The sequence below is a fragment of the Aquimarina ulvae genome (genome assembly GCF_053613295.3).
The window spans coordinates 36,359-51,054 of the sequence record NZ_JBSIBP030000006.1; the positions used below are offsets into that span (position 1 = coordinate 36,359).

The 14,696-nt window shown below is 33.5% G+C and carries 16 protein-coding genes; 11 read left to right on the forward strand and 5 right to left on the reverse strand.

Going from position 1 to position 14,696, the window contains the following annotated elements:
- The first annotated feature begins 83 nt into the window (after positions 1-83).
- The 8 genes from trpD to ACWGOQ_RS13970 all read left to right on the forward strand — a co-directional run bounded on the left by trpD (position 84) and on the right by ACWGOQ_RS13970 (position 5,845).
- Positions 84-1,079: an anthranilate phosphoribosyltransferase gene (trpD, locus tag ACWGOQ_RS13935; RefSeq protein ID WP_452059016.1), complete on the forward strand. Its 996-nt coding sequence runs from the start codon at positions 84-86 to the stop codon at positions 1,077-1,079.
- 29 nt (positions 1,080-1,108) lie between these two features.
- On the forward strand, positions 1,109-1,510 hold the full coding sequence (locus ACWGOQ_RS13940; protein ID WP_452059015.1) for a four helix bundle protein: 402 nt from the start codon (positions 1,109-1,111) through the stop codon (positions 1,508-1,510).
- The gene (gene trpC / locus ACWGOQ_RS13945; RefSeq protein ID WP_452059014.1) at positions 1,507-2,295 is read left to right on the forward strand and encodes an indole-3-glycerol phosphate synthase TrpC; all 789 of its coding nucleotides are present in this window, start codon (positions 1,507-1,509) and stop codon (positions 2,293-2,295) included. The genes ACWGOQ_RS13940 and trpC overlap by 4 nt, the downstream gene beginning before the upstream one ends.
- 64 nt (positions 2,296-2,359) lie before the next feature.
- Entirely contained in the window at positions 2,360-3,031 is a 672-nt protein-coding gene (locus ACWGOQ_RS13950; protein WP_452059013.1) for a phosphoribosylanthranilate isomerase, read from the forward strand.
- Positions 3,032-3,120: 89 nt separating this feature from the next.
- Positions 3,121-4,302, forward strand: coding sequence for a tryptophan synthase subunit beta (gene trpB / locus ACWGOQ_RS13955; protein ID WP_452059012.1), 1,182 nt, complete (start codon positions 3,121-3,123; stop codon positions 4,300-4,302).
- Between the two features lie 65 nt (positions 4,303-4,367).
- Complete coding sequence (locus ACWGOQ_RS13960; protein WP_452059011.1) at positions 4,368-4,508, forward strand: GIY-YIG nuclease family protein; 141 nt, start codon at positions 4,368-4,370, stop codon at positions 4,506-4,508.
- Positions 4,509-4,732: 224 nt separating this feature from the next.
- On the forward strand, positions 4,733-5,494 hold the full coding sequence (trpA, locus tag ACWGOQ_RS13965) for a tryptophan synthase subunit alpha (protein WP_452059010.1): 762 nt from the start codon (positions 4,733-4,735) through the stop codon (positions 5,492-5,494).
- A 90-nt stretch (positions 5,495-5,584) separates the two neighbouring features.
- A complete protein-coding gene (locus ACWGOQ_RS13970) occupies positions 5,585-5,845 on the forward strand; it encodes a DUF6576 domain-containing protein (RefSeq protein WP_452059009.1) in 261 nt (86 codons plus the stop codon).
- Positions 5,846-5,849: 4 nt separating this feature from the next.
- On the opposite strand, the gene ACWGOQ_RS13975 is transcribed toward ACWGOQ_RS13970, so the two are convergent.
- Positions 5,850-7,118, reverse strand: a complete 1,269-nt coding sequence (locus ACWGOQ_RS13975; RefSeq protein ID WP_452059008.1) for a hypothetical protein — start codon at positions 7,116-7,118, stop codon at positions 5,850-5,852.
- Positions 7,119-7,333: 215 nt separating this feature from the next.
- On the opposite strand from ACWGOQ_RS13975, the gene ACWGOQ_RS13980 reads away from it, so the two are divergent.
- Positions 7,334-7,933: a DUF1287 domain-containing protein gene (locus tag ACWGOQ_RS13980; RefSeq protein ID WP_452059007.1), complete on the forward strand. Its 600-nt coding sequence runs from the start codon at positions 7,334-7,336 to the stop codon at positions 7,931-7,933.
- A gap of 239 nt (positions 7,934-8,172) precedes the next feature.
- Here ACWGOQ_RS13980 and ACWGOQ_RS13985 read toward each other — a convergent pair whose 3' ends face one another.
- Positions 8,173-8,826, reverse strand: a complete 654-nt coding sequence (locus ACWGOQ_RS13985; protein ID WP_452059006.1) for a uracil-DNA glycosylase family protein — start codon at positions 8,824-8,826, stop codon at positions 8,173-8,175.
- Between the two features lie 199 nt (positions 8,827-9,025).
- Here ACWGOQ_RS13985 and ACWGOQ_RS13990 point away from each other — a divergent pair, with 199 nt between their 5' ends.
- On the forward strand, positions 9,026-9,322 hold the full coding sequence (locus ACWGOQ_RS13990; RefSeq protein WP_452059005.1) for a hypothetical protein: 297 nt from the start codon (positions 9,026-9,028) through the stop codon (positions 9,320-9,322).
- A 304-nt stretch (positions 9,323-9,626) separates the two neighbouring features.
- Positions 9,627-10,082 carry a YncE family protein gene (locus ACWGOQ_RS13995; RefSeq protein ID WP_452059004.1) on the forward strand — a complete coding sequence of 152 codons (456 nt, stop codon included), beginning with the start codon at positions 9,627-9,629 and terminating at the stop codon, positions 10,080-10,082.
- 143 nt (positions 10,083-10,225) lie between these two features.
- Here the strand turns inward: ACWGOQ_RS13995 and ACWGOQ_RS14000 are convergent, their stop codons facing one another.
- The 3 genes from ACWGOQ_RS14000 to ACWGOQ_RS14010 are packed head-to-tail and all read right to left on the reverse strand — an operon-like array spanning position 10,226 to position 14,661.
- Positions 10,226-11,884: an MBOAT family O-acyltransferase gene (locus ACWGOQ_RS14000; protein ID WP_452059003.1), complete on the reverse strand. Its 1,659-nt coding sequence runs from the start codon at positions 11,882-11,884 to the stop codon at positions 10,226-10,228.
- The gene (locus ACWGOQ_RS14005; RefSeq protein ID WP_452059002.1) at positions 11,877-13,157 is read right to left on the reverse strand and encodes a GDSL-type esterase/lipase family protein; all 1,281 of its coding nucleotides are present in this window, start codon (positions 13,155-13,157) and stop codon (positions 11,877-11,879) included. Before ACWGOQ_RS14005 ends, ACWGOQ_RS14000 begins: the two co-directional genes overlap by 8 nt.
- On the reverse strand, positions 13,144-14,661 hold the full coding sequence (locus ACWGOQ_RS14010; RefSeq protein WP_452059001.1) for an SGNH/GDSL hydrolase family protein: 1,518 nt from the start codon (positions 14,659-14,661) through the stop codon (positions 13,144-13,146). Before ACWGOQ_RS14010 ends, ACWGOQ_RS14005 begins: the two co-directional genes overlap by 14 nt.
- Between the last annotated feature and the right edge of the window lie 35 nt (positions 14,662-14,696).

The window sequence follows — 14,696 nt, forward strand, 5'->3', positions numbered from 1 at the left end:
AAAAGTTTACAGCATAAGGTATACAAAAGAAGACACAGAATAAGTCTTATCAAACTGCTGGCAATTAAAGATAAAAAGAAGATATGAAAGATCTACTCAATCGATTAATCAATCACGAGACTATTTCAAAAAAGGAGGCTAAAAAAGTCTTGGTAAATATTTCAAAAGGAGCGTATAACCAAAGTCAGATAGCCTCTTTTCTAACAGTTTATATGATGCGTAGTATCACCATAGAAGAGTTAGAAGGGTTTAGAGATGCTTTACTAGAACTTTGCGTAGCCATAGATCTTAGCGAATACAACCCAATTGATCTTTGTGGCACCGGCGGAGACGGAAAAGACACCTTTAATATTTCTACACTTTCATCATTTGTATCCGCAGGAGCAGGAATCAAAGTTACCAAGCACGGTAATTATGGCGTTTCTTCTAAATGTGGTAGTTCTAATGTTATGGAACATTTAGGTATAAAATTTAGTAATGATAAAGATTTTCTCAAACGAAGTATTGATGAAGCTGGAATATGTGTATTACACGCTCCCCTATTTCATCCAGCTATGAAAAATGTTGCTCCGATACGAAGAGAACTAGCAGTAAAAACATTCTTTAATATGTTGGGACCCATGGTAAACCCAGCTTTTCCGAAAAATCAAATCGTAGGTGTTTTTAATCTAGAACTCGCCAGAATGTACGGGTATTTGTACCAAAACACAGATAAAAACTTTACCATTATTCATGCATTGGATGGATATGATGAGATTTCACTTACAGGAAATACTAAAACCATATCAAACAAAACGGAAGGAATGCTGACGCCAGATGATTTTGGCGTACAAGCGTTAAGAATGGAAGAAATAGTTGGTGGAGATTCTATCGAAGAATCTGCTACTATTTTTATGAACATTCTTAACGGAAACGGTACGGAAGCACAAAATAATGTTGTGTGTGCTAATGCAGGAATGGCAATCGCTACGGTTGAAGGGTTAATTCCAAAAAAAGGATTTGAAAAGGCAAAAGAATCATTGCTTTCAGGTAAAGGATTAAAAGCCTTGAAAAAAGTACAGGAGCTGAGTAAGAATTAATTGATAGGTATTAGTGCATTGTTTATAGTATGGAATATACAGCATTAGAAATTTCTAAGGAAACAAGATTATTAGTCAATCGTAGTTATGATGTAACAAAACGATTCCCAAAAGATGAACTTTATGGGTTGATAAATCAGACAAGAAGATGTTCGATCTTTATACCCTCCAATATTGCAGAGAGTTGTGGGAGAAGAAGCCCGAAAGATAGTATTCATTTTTTTCATATTTACAGAAGATCATTATATGAATTAGGAACTCAATTATATCTGGCATTAGACCAAAATTATAACCAATCAGAAGAACATCAAGAATTATTAGATCAGATCATTGGTTTCAAAAAATTATTTAATGGTTTTATGAACTATTATAAAACATTAGAAATTCAAAAAACCATCAACAACCAACTATCAACCATAAACTTAACATGAACATACTAGATACAATAGTAGCCGATAAATATAAAGAAGTTGCCCTAAGAAAAAGTTTAATACCAATTCATCAATTAGAAAACTCCGTTTTATTTGATCGAAAAGGAAACTCTTTGGCAGAAGCCTTACGCAAAAGCGATACCGGTATCATTGCAGAACATAAACGTAGATCTCCGTCAAAATCGGTTATTAATCAAAAAGTTAGTGTACAAGATGTAGCCACAGGATACGAAAAAGCAGGAGTGTGCGGTATGTCTGTTTTAACAGATGGAAAATATTTTGGTGGTTCTCTGGATGACTTATTAATAGCCCGTGCTGCTTCCAAAATGCCTTTGCTTCGTAAAGAATTTATTATCGATGAATATCAATTATTAGAAGCTAAAGCCTATGGAGCAGATGTAATTTTATTAATAGCAGCTGTATTATCTAGAGGTGAGATAAAATCATTGTCAGAATTTGCAAAAAAATTATCACTAGATGTATTATTAGAAGTGCATAATCAAGAAGAACTAGAAAAATCAGTAATGCCTTCACTAGACATGCTGGGTGTTAATAATAGAAATTTAAAGACTTTTGATGTGAGCACCAATGTGAGTAAAACACTAAGTCGGCATATTCCTGATGATTTTGTAAAAGTTTCAGAAAGCGGCATTAGTAGTATTGAAGCGATAAAGGATTTACAACAATACGACTATAAAGGTTTTTTAATAGGTGAAAATTTTATGAAAACGGAAAATCCGGGACGTAGTGCTGTGGCGTTTATTAAAAAATTGAAGGAACAATAAATAGAGGTTTTTAGACCTGTTAGATTTTGAAACCTAACAGGTCTAAATGATAAAAAATATAAAAATGAAACTCAAAGTTTGCGGAATGAAATATCAGGAAAACATTGAAGCAGTTGCTGCACTGCAACCCGATTATTTAGGATTCATTTTTTACGAAAAATCCCCACGTAATTTCGACACCTGGATACCGCAAATACCAGATTCAATTATAAAAACCGGGGTTTTTGTTGATGCATTAATTTCTTTTGTTCTGGAAAAAGTAAAAAAATACAACTTCAGAGCAATTCAACTACACGGAAATGAATCCGCAGCATATTGTAAGGAACTAAAAACACGTTGTCTTCCTGCACTTGATAAAAGATCTAATATGAAGCAAAATAATCAAATTGAAATTATTAAAGTCTTTTCTATCAAAGATCAATTTGATTTTGACATACTAAAACCATACGAAGGAGTTGTCGATTATTTTTTATTTGATACTAAAGGAAAAGCAAAAGGCGGTAATGGATATGCTTTTGACTGGAATGTTTTGCAGAATTATCATGCTGCCACTCCGTTTATTTTAAGTGGGGGTATTGGGTTACAGGAAACTGAAAAAATAAAAGAAATCCTGGGTACAGATTTACCTCTATATGCTATTGATGTAAATAGTAAATTTGAAATTGAACCAGGGTTAAAAAATATACATGATCTAAAAAAATTTAAAGAAAGATTCAATAATATGCGTGAGGGATAGCAGTGAAAATCCCGCATCCGCCTGAGGCGGAGTGGAATTGAAACGAATAACCCGGTCCGTCTAAGCGGACACGCCAAAAAAATAAAAAAATGAGTTATCAAGTAAACGAAAAAGGATATTATGGTGATTTTGGTGGAGCTTACATCCCGGAGATGTTATATCCAAACGTCGAAGAATTACGATCTACCTATCTGGATATTATGAATGAACCTTCTTTTAAAGAAGAGTTTAACCAATTATTACGGGATTATGTTGGGCGACCGTCACCATTATATTATGCCAAACGTCTATCAGAAAAACATAAAACAAAAGTATATTTAAAACGGGAGGACCTGAATCACACAGGTGCACACAAGGTAAACAATACCATTGGACAAATTCTTGTAGCCAAGAAATTGGGTAAAAACAGAATCATTGCTGAAACAGGAGCCGGACAACACGGTGTAGCTACTGCCACCGTTTGTGCATTAATGGGAATTGAATGCATTGTGTATATGGGAGAGATTGATATCAAGCGGCAAGCTCCTAATGTGGCGCGTATGAAAATGCTGGGCGCAGAAGTAAGACCGGCAAAATCTGGAAGCAAAACACTAAAAGACGCAACCAATGAAGCTATTAGAGATTGGATTAACAATCCGGTTGATACTCATTACATCATAGGATCTGCTATCGGACCTCATCCGTATCCTGATATGGTAACCAGATTTCAATCAATTATTTCTGAAGAAATTAAATGGCAATTAAAAGAAAAAGAAGGAAGAGAAAATCCAGATTATGTCGTTGCCTGTATCGGTGGTGGAAGTAATGCTGCAGGAACATACTACCATTTCCTGGATGAACCCAATGTGAGACTTATTGCTATAGAAGCAGCAGGAAAGGGAGTTCATAGTGGAGAAAGTGCAGCCACATCACAATTAGGTAAAGAAGGTATTATCCACGGATGCAAAACGTTATTAATGCAAACACCCGATGGACAAATTACAGAACCTTATTCAATCTCTGCAGGATTAGATTATCCTGGTGTGGGACCACTGCATTCCCATTTATATAAAACCGGACGTGGTGAATTTTATTCGGTGACCGATGATGATGCAATGACAGCAGGATTAGAATTATCACAGTTAGAAGGCATTATTCCTGCAATAGAGACATCACACGCCTTGGCTATTTTCAATGATAAACAATTTAAACCAGATGACATTGTGGTCATAAGTCTTTCTGGTCGTGGAGACAAAGACCTTAACACTTACATCGATTATTTTAAATTGTAAGTTAAATACATAATAAACCGAGTACCTTTCATTCCAACAAAGGCTGAAATCCAGAATGAAAATAAATGCTCAAACCAGAACATCAATATTCATTCTATATACTTAGTAATAAAAAGAACGGAACTCTTTATATGGAAATGACTATTATTTTGGAAAAAAGAATTAATGAACATACAAACAAAATGATCGAAGGGTTCTTAAGATAATATGATCTAAATAAACTGGTTTATTTTGAGATGCATACCTATGTGAATGATGCTATTACAAGAGAAAAAAGGTTAAAAGCTTGGAAAAGACAATAGAAAATTGATCTCATCGAAGAAGATAATCTGGCTTGGAATGATTTAGCAAACAACTGGTACGAATCATCGATCCCAGCCTACGCTGGAATGACAAAAAGGATAAGAGAACTAAAAAAATATACTAATCAATGAATCGAATTAATCAAAAATTAGCAGAAAATAAAAAACTACTATCCATCTATTTTACTGCAGGATATCCATCATTACACGATACGAAACAAATTATTCAGGATCTAGAGAAAAGCGGTGTGGATATGATCGAAATCGGATTACCATTTAGTGATCCATTAGCCGATGGACCAACAATACAAGAAAGTTCTACGGCAGCTTTAAAAAATGGGATGACAACAAAACTGCTATTCCAACAATTAGAGGATATTCGTAAAACAGTAAATATTCCATTAATCATCATGGGATATTTTAACCCTATGATGCAGTATGGTGTAGAAGCTTTTTGTGCAAAATGTAAGAAAATAGGTATTGATGGGTTGATTATACCAGATCTTCCAGTTGCCGAATATCATGAACAATATCAAGAAACTTTTGAAAAGTATGGGTTAATTAATGTTTTTTTGATTACACCACAAACCTCTGAAGAGCGAATTCGTTTCATCGATAGTGTATCTAATGGGTTTATCTATATGGTAAGTTCTGCCAGTGTTACCGGATCAACTTCTGGGTTCGGAAATACTCAAGAAGCGTATTTCGAACGTATTGCAAATATGAATCTGAATGCCTCACAAATTGTAGGGTTTGGGATTAGTAATAACGAGACTTTTACACAAGCAACAAAGACTGCAAAAGGTGCAATTATTGGGTCAGCTTTTATCAAACACCTAACTAATAATGGAGTGGATCGCATCCAAGATTTTGTAAAAGGAATTCGCTAACATCTATAAATTCTACTACGAAAAATTTACTATTTTTATAATTTACTTCTCTAAAATCAATCAAATTATTAAGATTAACTGAGTTTATTAATGAGTTTTATATCTATTCCGTTATTAATTGCGATCATCATCATTTTTTTGTTTATCAGATGGTTGAAACCTGATTTTCTTCAATTCAAAAAAACTATTACACAAAAACCAGAAGGATTGTTAGACGTTGATGATCGTTACAACATAAGTAAAATCGAAAAGGAAAAAGAATTAAACAGGTTATTGGATAAAATTAATAAACAAGGTATCGATAAACTCAGTACGTTAGAAAAAGAAAGGCTAGAAGAACTATCCAAGTAAGTCGTTATTCTTTAGAAAAAAAATTATCAATGAATTTCTCCAGTTTTTCTTTTTTTAATTGCTGGACATTAAGTTTAAGTTTTGTTATAAATCCATATGAATCACCTTCAATACTCATAGAGCCAGAAATATAAAGTTCGCTTTTTTTATCTAATCGTATTTTGTGGAGATCTAGAATAGGATACTTCAACAAAACAGATGCAACACCATTCACACCATAAGTTGTATCTACAATACCGTTACTTGATAGTTTTTTGATTAATATTTCCAACTCACTGTCTAGACTTTGAGAGATTACAAATACTTCTCCTTCTTCATTTACTACAAAGTCAGTATTGTAAATATCTGAGCTATATCCCATTTCTCCAGAATCAGAAAAAGAAATGTCTAAATTTCCTTTTTCTCCATACTTACGAATACGATATATGCCCTCGGACTCATTTTCTATCTGGGATGTATATAGGTTCGAGTTTGACAAAACGATATGGTCAAAAGATTGGTAATCCTCTTCTATGGTAAGACAATAAAGGTTATTAGATGCCATTTGTTCACTATCGAATCCTGCCAAATAGGTTGCTTGTTCTTGTTCTTGTCCATTGTTTACTGACTCAGAATACGCAAGCAGTAAATAATCATTCTCCATTGCTGAACAGTTCAATGTAAAATGATGATCATCATATAGACTAGATGATAAAGTTTCTCCAATATCAGAAAGCTTCAGAATTGCAATTTTTTCTTCTTTTTTTGAAGTATTAACACCTTTTATTTTAGCTACCACAATTATTTCATCCCTTGATGATGCATAAATATATTGCCCATAATTATCATCTAAATTATCCAATATATTCTTTTTATACACTCCACTACTTCCAAAATTGGCATTAACACTCCCATCTCCATAAAAACCGTTTACAGAAATCATCCAGCTGTATCCATTCCAATAATTAGATAAGACTAAAACACTTCCATCTGATTTGGCACCCAAAGCTATTGGTATGGTATTTTGATTATCTAAATTACTGGAAGTTATATCAAACTGAATATCTTTTGTACCATTTTTGAAAAGGCGTACCATATTTTTCTTAGCATCCGTCTCATACAGGACGTTGATCTTGTTTTCTTCAATAACATCAAAGTCGATAATGTGAGATGAAACCATCCCTAACTCTTTAAATAACAGTAAACCGTTTCTAGAAAAATCAGTATCTATCTGCTGTGAATAGCCACAAGTGAGCAGACAATAAGAAAAAATAAATAAATGATGAGTTCTCATAACGAAATATCGTAGTAACCTTATTTAGTTACCTTCGCTTAAGAGGTACAATTCGAAAATGGGAGATTAGGGGGTGTAAAATAAATTCGTCCAATTAGTTTCAAGTAATTAGCCTATTTTTATTCAGCATCAAAAAAAAGAATTAAAATACTATAATGCAAGATTTTTCTTAATAATAAAAAATTAATTTTGTTAACGTATTGAAAAAAATCCAAATGAACAAATCACTTTTACTAATTTTATTTCTGATATTTTCTTCTAGTCTTTTTTCTCAAAAAGACTTTTATGATAGGTTATCGGATGCTACGTTAACATTAACAACCCAGAATGTGGTCTATGACCCTTCCTATTTCTCAATTCCATATCCCAACGGCGATGTACCTGCCAATAAGGGTGTCTGTACAGATGTAGTGATCAGAGCTTATAGAAAACTAGGGATTGATCTACAAAAGGAAGTTCATGAAGATATGATTGCTAATTTTAATATATATCCAAAGAACTGGGGACTAGTAAAACCTGATAAAAATATTGATCATAGAAGAGTTCCTAATTTGATGACATTTTTTTCTAGGTTTGGTGATGTAAAAACTATTTCTGACAAAACAAAAGATTATATCCCAGGAGACATTGTATGTTGGAGTTTAGGTGGAGGGCTTACTCATATTGGATTGGTTGTAGATAAAAAATCTGATGACCAGCAACGCTATTTAATTGTTCATAATATTGGTGGTGGACAGGTTCTGGCAGATTGTTTGTTTGACTATAAAATTATTGGGCATTATAGGTATAAAAGCAGTCTTAGAAATCAAGAATAACTGATATCAGGATAATTTTTGGTGATTATAAACAACGTACCAATCAACTTCTTAGCACAATGACCAATTAGGGTTTAAAGTTTCGTCTTCTCCTGCCTTTTTGGTTCTATATTGAATCGAATTCGGAATATCCGTCTTAGGAATTATAATGCGTGCTATGAGTTAAGCCCACTACTAAACTATGCCTTATCACTGTGATTTGAAATAGGGGTTTATACGGGAAATTTGGGAGACTTTAACTAAAAGAATTCTTTATACTGCATTGCTCTAAAATCGATGGTGTTGAATTTAGGGTTTTGATTTTTTAAGTCTTTATAGGATTGCATACTTCCAATAGATCTATTAGCAGCTCCTGATGGAGCGGTTAAAGAAACTGTATTGATACTTCTGTTTCCTAGTTGAAAACTATGAATTCTTGGAGTTTTATCTGAAATCAGCTGTAATTGTATTTGATAATCCTTAAGGTGTTTTCTAAAAAAATATTCGGGACCATTTTTACTATTACCTCCTGTAAAAAGTAGGGTGTCGATCTTAGGGTATTGGCTTACATAGGATACGACATCTCTTAATTTTATATCTCGCATTCCTAAATCTGAGGCATCAATTTTCTCCCGTTGACAACTATGTACAATATCACAGACTCCAATGCCACGAGAGGTCAAGAATTTTTTTCGCTGGTTTATCGCTTCTTGAGTAGTTTCGAATATGAGATTTAAATGAAAAATACGATCTAAAACCGGCCAAAGCAATCCGCTAATACTTCCATAGCAAAAATCTACATCTCCCTCTTTTAGTTCTCCAGATGTAAAACGTGGTGGCGGTAAAGTACCCACAATTAGTTTTGTAGCTCCCTTTGGAAAAAAGGGTTCGTATGGATGTGTATGCTCTAACAAAATTGATTTTAAATTATTGGTACTATTTATAATGAATTATTTACTGCTACTAAAGTCCTCTCCAAAAATAAAAAATAGTTGAACCTAATTCGTAATGTAGCTAATAAATCAGAGAAGTATCAATGATTATTTTTATAAATAATTACGTTTACTCTTGAAACTGTTTAGAATAATTAATCCAACTTAAATTTATACACAAATGAAAAAAGCACTTTTATTATTAGTATCTAGTATAATGATACTTCTGAGTTCTTGCGAAAATGAAACAGTTGATACGAGGTCTAATCAACAAGAAGCAAATGAATTGAATAATAAGTATCAGACCTCAATGATGATGAATTTTTTCTTGTTGCCTATAGAGGTGCTTCAACCGTTACTATTTTTAATGCTAAAACTACTGATTTTATTAATGAAATCACATTGCCAGATTCAGGAGCACAACCTACTTATCTTGCGCATAGAAAAACAACAGCATCTATGTAGGGGATTTCATTAACCAAAAAATAGTTTATTATGATGATAAATCTTTTGATTTCTTAGGAGAAATTGAAATAGAAGAAGGTGCATTCCATATGTGGATAAATGACCGAGTGAATCAGTTATGGGTAAACAACATTGTTTCTAAAACCACATATATAATTGATTTACAATCAAATATCTTACTCAAAAACATTCCATTACCTATACAAGAAATCCCCTAACTTACCGAAAATACGGTACAACACGATGTTACTATTTCGCCAGATGGTTTTGCTGCGTATGTCACTATTCTAGATGGAAATGATATAAGCTATGTTGTCATGTACAATACCCGAACTCTAGATTACATAAAACACGAAGTTGTAGGCGGAGATGCACATTTATCACCAGTAGGAATAGCATTATCCGTTGCTGCTCAAAATGAAAATAAAATAACTGTTTTCAATAGATTTAATCTAACAAAATTAGATGAAATACCTTTTTCTTCTTCTCACGGAATTATTAATAACCGAAGATTAGTATTTACAACAGCTATTGCTGATAATCTGGTTGGGGTGATCGACAGGTTTTCTAATAGGGTAGTTTCTGAAATTGATACAGAATTCAACACTCCTCATAATTTGACGGTCAATCGTAGAGGAAATTTATTATTCTTATCTCACTCTGGAAGTACTGCAACTAAGGTTGTATTTTACCAAGTAGGCAGAAACGCCCAATTGGAACAACTATCCGAATTTGATTCTGGATTAAATCCTTTCGGTGTACTTAGATATTGATACCAAACACCACGTTAAGAAACATAAAATTCCCTTAATTTTATAGAAAGCCCGACCAAAAATGGTTGGACTTTTAATCTTTAGAAGGCAATTGATTTATAGCAATTTACAGTATCAAAAGTTACACTTGACCAGTTCTCTTATTAAAACTGAAAATAAATAAATGGTTGAAAATCGGCAGCATACGTTTGGTAACAGATGATAGCAACGATCATCGCTATGAATCCTTTAACCACCACATTACTTCTAATGAACTGATCTAATAACCAATCCTTGGTTCTGTAAGGCAACCAATGTGTAACATATCCAACGAGCATAACAATAAACACAACTCTATATTCCCAAAGAACAAGCAATGCATTGGTCCAATCCATATTGGTCATTATTGATTGATAGAAACGGTCAATGTGATCCATGCTATTTCCTCTAAAATAAACTCGAGTAAAAGTTATAAAAACAAAAGTAAATGCTATTTTCCATATCGTTACTAACCAAGCATTTGAGTTTTCATAAGGACTTATTTTTCGCCAATATTTATAAGCAACAACTCCTAAACCATTCAGACCACCCCATATCACAAACTTCCAGGATGCTCCGTGCCATAAACCACCTACCAGCATGGTAATCATAATATTTACATTTCTATTAAAATGCCAAGCCAGTTTAGCGGAAAATAATGTAACGATAAGCAACAATCCGATTCCTGCAGTGGAGATGATTGCAATACCAAAATCAGCATATGCAAAAGCTCCTAAAAAGGTAAAAATAATAATAAACACATACGAAAAAATACTTCCGTTTCGGTTTCCACCTATCGGGATATATAAATAATCTTTCAGCCAACTAGAAAGTGAGATATGCCAACGTTTCCAGAAATCTCCACAATGTATTGCCTTATAGGGTGAGTTAAAATTAACAGGGAGTTTATACCCCATCAATAATGCTAATCCAATGGCAATGTCTGTATATCCCGAAAAATCTCCGTAAATCTGTAATGAATACCCAAACATTGCCATAATATTGGTAAATCCAGAAAACATCTCAGGTACATCAAATACACGGTCCATAAAATTCATCGCAATGAAATCTGCAAAAAGCATCTTCTTTATCAAGCCCTTCAGAATCATAAAAGTTGCATTTCCAAATTCTTCTTTGGTTATATGAATCTCTTTTCTGATCTGTGGTACAAAATCTGCTGCACGTACAATCGGACCCGCAACCAATTGGGGAAAGAAACTAACGAAGAAGCCAAAATCAATTATAGAGTTTAATGGTTTGATCTGTTTTCTATAAATATCTACACTATAACTAATCGTCTGGAAGGTATAAAAAGAAATCCCTACAGGTAGTATGATGGTGTCTACGGTAAAATAGTCTACACTTGCCCAGGTATTAGCGAACTCTGCCAGATAGTTGATCACCTGATGGTCTGTATGAAATAAGTTGTTATATGACTCCGTAAAGAAGTAAGCATACTTGAAATAACAGAGCGTTCCTAGATTAATAATTACACTAAAGGCAACCAAGATTTTTTTTACTATAATGGATTTGCTGTGATAAATAGCTTTTCCTAAAAAGAAATCGTTTACTGTACTAAATAATAAAATTCCAATAAATAATCCACTGGTTTTATAATAGAACAACAAACTAATGGCAAAAAGATATGCACTACGAATTGTCTTTTTACGATATATTATTGCATACAAAAAGTAGACTGCTGCAAAAAAAATCCAGAAATCTGCCTGTGTAAATATCAGAGGAAAATCCTCTGAAAAAGAAAAAATATCTTTTAGCCTATTCATTAATTATTTGATTTAAAACAGAATTTGGCTCCAACTGTAATTCTTTTTCCCATGAATCAGTCAATGCTTGTAATAGTAAATCTGCTTTAATTCTATATCCCAATTGTGTAAAATGTATTCTATCGCTTGGCATCAATTTATGCTCATACCAATCTCTGGAAGAATTAAAACCTCCCATAATCTCATAAAAATCCCAAACAGCCATTTTATATTTTTTTGCCAGTTCATAAATAATCTTTTGCATTATTCGTGTTCTTGGATTTGGGTATTTTCTTTTATAATAAGAATCATTAGGCACCGTCAGCAGCACTGCACAATTCGGATTTGCTTTCTGTACGGTTAGAATAAGGTTCTCGTAATACTTTTTGTATTCTTCTGGTTTAAAATCCGGATGATATCCATCATTAGTTCCTACAGAAACAATAAATAGATCTGGCTTGTACAATAGTAATTGATCCTTGAAAAACTCACATCGGTTATAATAATTAAAGCTAGCCCCATTGACCCCTATCGTTGTATACTCTACTCCTCTTTTATCATTCATTAATTCTATACCCATCATCAGAAACTCTGTATTCTCCTGATCACTAATTTTTTGTACGCAAAACTCTAATTCTTCTAAGGTTTTAGTAAGAACAAACTCAATAAAATGTGCTTCTTTATTTATTTTAGTATCTGCAATTAGTCCTGATTCTTTGAAGTTGATTTCGTAGTCGTCACTCCAATTATCATAAAAGACTCTTATTCTATTAAAATCATATTGCTGTGTATCATACCCTCTATAGTTTGCCTTTATCTTGATGTTTGCGACAGAATCTCTAAAAACAGCCGTAACCCCTGCCAATCCCCAAGCTACACTGTCTTTTTTTATGGAACAACGATATCCGGTCCAATTGCCATCGTACTCCACATCATAATTACTAGGGTTATTAGTGCTTGCTATTTTATATGGATAAATAAAACCACGTTGCCCTTTTGACGTCGGGCTCATATGCTGCAGGTATGTCCTTAATCTATTAGAATAGATATCCGCTTGAATATGAGATCCGCCAATATGAAAAATATGAACATCCTGTTCTTTTCCTTTGGCAATAGTATCCAGTTTACGAAACAGTTTAGCAAAAGAAGGTGCGTTTTCTACAAACTTAATCTGATTAGCTTTCCAATTCACAAAAGGATATTTATTCTGAATTGTGTCCAAAACATAATCCTGAGCTATTGCTGAAATACTCCACAAGAACACGAAAAAAAATAGTACGTTATGTTTCATCATCAACTTTTTCTTTTAGATCAAGATATAAGGCGGTAAAAAATAATTCTGAAATAATTTTAGTTCCTTTCCAGGTAAAGTGCATATAATCATTGGCTGTTAGCTTTTCTTCTACCCAAAAGGGCATAGATCCTTTTCCTCCCATGGCATCGTACATACTCCAATAAGCCACATTGTTCTCAGAGCAGGTTTCTATCAATTTTTCATTTAGATACGGCAACAGAGGGTACGTTTCCATCGTACCATTAATAGGAAGGCACATATCGGTAGGGCCTATAAATATAAAGCTTACATTTTTGGTCCTACGTCTTAACCAATTAATTTGATTAACAATCGATTTAGCATAGTTATCAACTTTAGTAGAATCTTTTAGATATGGCATTGTATTTCCACCATATTGCATAATAATAACCTTGGGCTTTAAATTCTTTATCATCTGGCCGTATATTGACGCATTTGTGCTAGAAAAAATAGTTCCCGATGAACCTCGCATCGCCACATTGTCCATTTGTATTCTTGATCCTCCATCAAGGGTTAATCCATAAAAATCTGCACTTATTTTCCCTTCTAATTCAATTTTTAAGTTACTAGGCGTTGTATTAGTTTTAATACTGTACTTATGGTATTTACCATCAGCAATCAAACTATCTTCTTGGATTAACTTTCCGTTGTTAAATACAGAAACTTTAATAGGAAAATTACTGTTACCATAATGCAACCCTATATTGGTGAATCTCCTGAATTTAGCATATGCTTTCTTAGACTTACCTATGGTTACTGAGGCTTTTATTATTGGCAACGTGTCCAGAGCCATACTATCTGGAGCTGTTTTTTTATGTTCTGTAAATCGTGAAACAGACATATATGCGCCATATTTTCTATGTTTAAACTTTTCTTGTGTAGGATCAAACCTTGCATATCTTAGCCAATTCGTACTAGGTTTCACAATAGCTGCAATTTGGTTATAAACAGGTTTTACCGGTATAAATCCTGGGCCACTGCCACCGTACATCCCTTGTAATCTATTTCTTACGTACCCAGTAATCCTATCACCTTCGATCTGAGAGTCACCATAATGCAATATCCTACAAGATCTAGAAGACAATTTAGTTTGTAGCTCTTTCGCAAAATCTGGATTACTTGCCGGATATCTTATTCTTTCAATTCTGGTGGTATCAATTTTAGAAAAATCAGGTCGTTGTAAACTGTCTTTCTTCGCTACTTCAGCAGACGACATATCCGGTTCTAGGTCTGCTTCATCTGCTATTGGCGTGACTGTTTCAGTTACTTTGAGAATATCTTGCTTTTTGGTAAGCGTTGAATCCTTTTCTAACGCCAAAAAAGTTTTGTAAGTAGGGTATTTAAGAGAGATTTCTTCATACGAGAAACCATCTTCTTCTATTTGTTCTTTTTGGATTCCTCCTTTTTTACTCAAAAACATAAGACCAAATAATCCACCCAATATGAGTATTAGAAACAAGGATATTTGAATAGGTTTGATTTTCAAGATTATCGGGGACTTTTGGTTTTTGTAAAAATAGA

Excerpts from the sequence above, each read along its gene's own strand:
- ACWGOQ_RS13970 (WP_452059009.1), top strand. The coding sequence starts at position 5,585 with ATGAGTTTTATATCTATTCCGTTATTAATTGCGATCATCATCATTTTT.
- ACWGOQ_RS13980 (WP_452059007.1), top strand. The coding sequence starts at position 7,334 with ATGAACAAATCACTTTTACTAATTTTATTTCTGATATTTTCTTCTAGT.
- trpD (WP_452059016.1), top strand. The coding sequence starts at position 84 with ATGAAAGATCTACTCAATCGATTAATCAATCACGAGACTATTTCAAAA.
- ACWGOQ_RS13950 (WP_452059013.1), top strand. The coding sequence starts at position 2,360 with ATGAAACTCAAAGTTTGCGGAATGAAATATCAGGAAAACATTGAAGCA.
- trpA (WP_452059010.1), top strand. The coding sequence starts at position 4,733 with ATGAATCGAATTAATCAAAAATTAGCAGAAAATAAAAAACTACTATCC.
- ACWGOQ_RS13940 (WP_452059015.1), top strand. The coding sequence starts at position 1,109 with ATGGAATATACAGCATTAGAAATTTCTAAGGAAACAAGATTATTAGTC.
- ACWGOQ_RS13990 (WP_452059005.1), top strand. The coding sequence starts at position 9,026 with ATGAAAAAAGCACTTTTATTATTAGTATCTAGTATAATGATACTTCTG.
- ACWGOQ_RS14000 (WP_452059003.1), bottom strand. The coding sequence starts at position 11,884 with ATGAATAGGCTAAAAGATATTTTTTCTTTTTCAGAGGATTTTCCTCTG.
- ACWGOQ_RS14005 (WP_452059002.1), bottom strand. The coding sequence starts at position 13,157 with ATGATGAAACATAACGTACTATTTTTTTTCGTGTTCTTGTGGAGTATT.
- trpC (WP_452059014.1), top strand. The coding sequence starts at position 1,507 with ATGAACATACTAGATACAATAGTAGCCGATAAATATAAAGAAGTTGCC.
- ACWGOQ_RS13975 (WP_452059008.1), bottom strand. The coding sequence starts at position 7,118 with ATGAGAACTCATCATTTATTTATTTTTTCTTATTGTCTGCTCACTTGT.
- trpB (WP_452059012.1), top strand. The coding sequence starts at position 3,121 with ATGAGTTATCAAGTAAACGAAAAAGGATATTATGGTGATTTTGGTGGA.
- ACWGOQ_RS13995 (WP_452059004.1), top strand. The coding sequence starts at position 9,627 with ATGTACAATACCCGAACTCTAGATTACATAAAACACGAAGTTGTAGGC.
- ACWGOQ_RS13960 (WP_452059011.1), top strand. The coding sequence starts at position 4,368 with ATGCTCAAACCAGAACATCAATATTCATTCTATATACTTAGTAATAAA.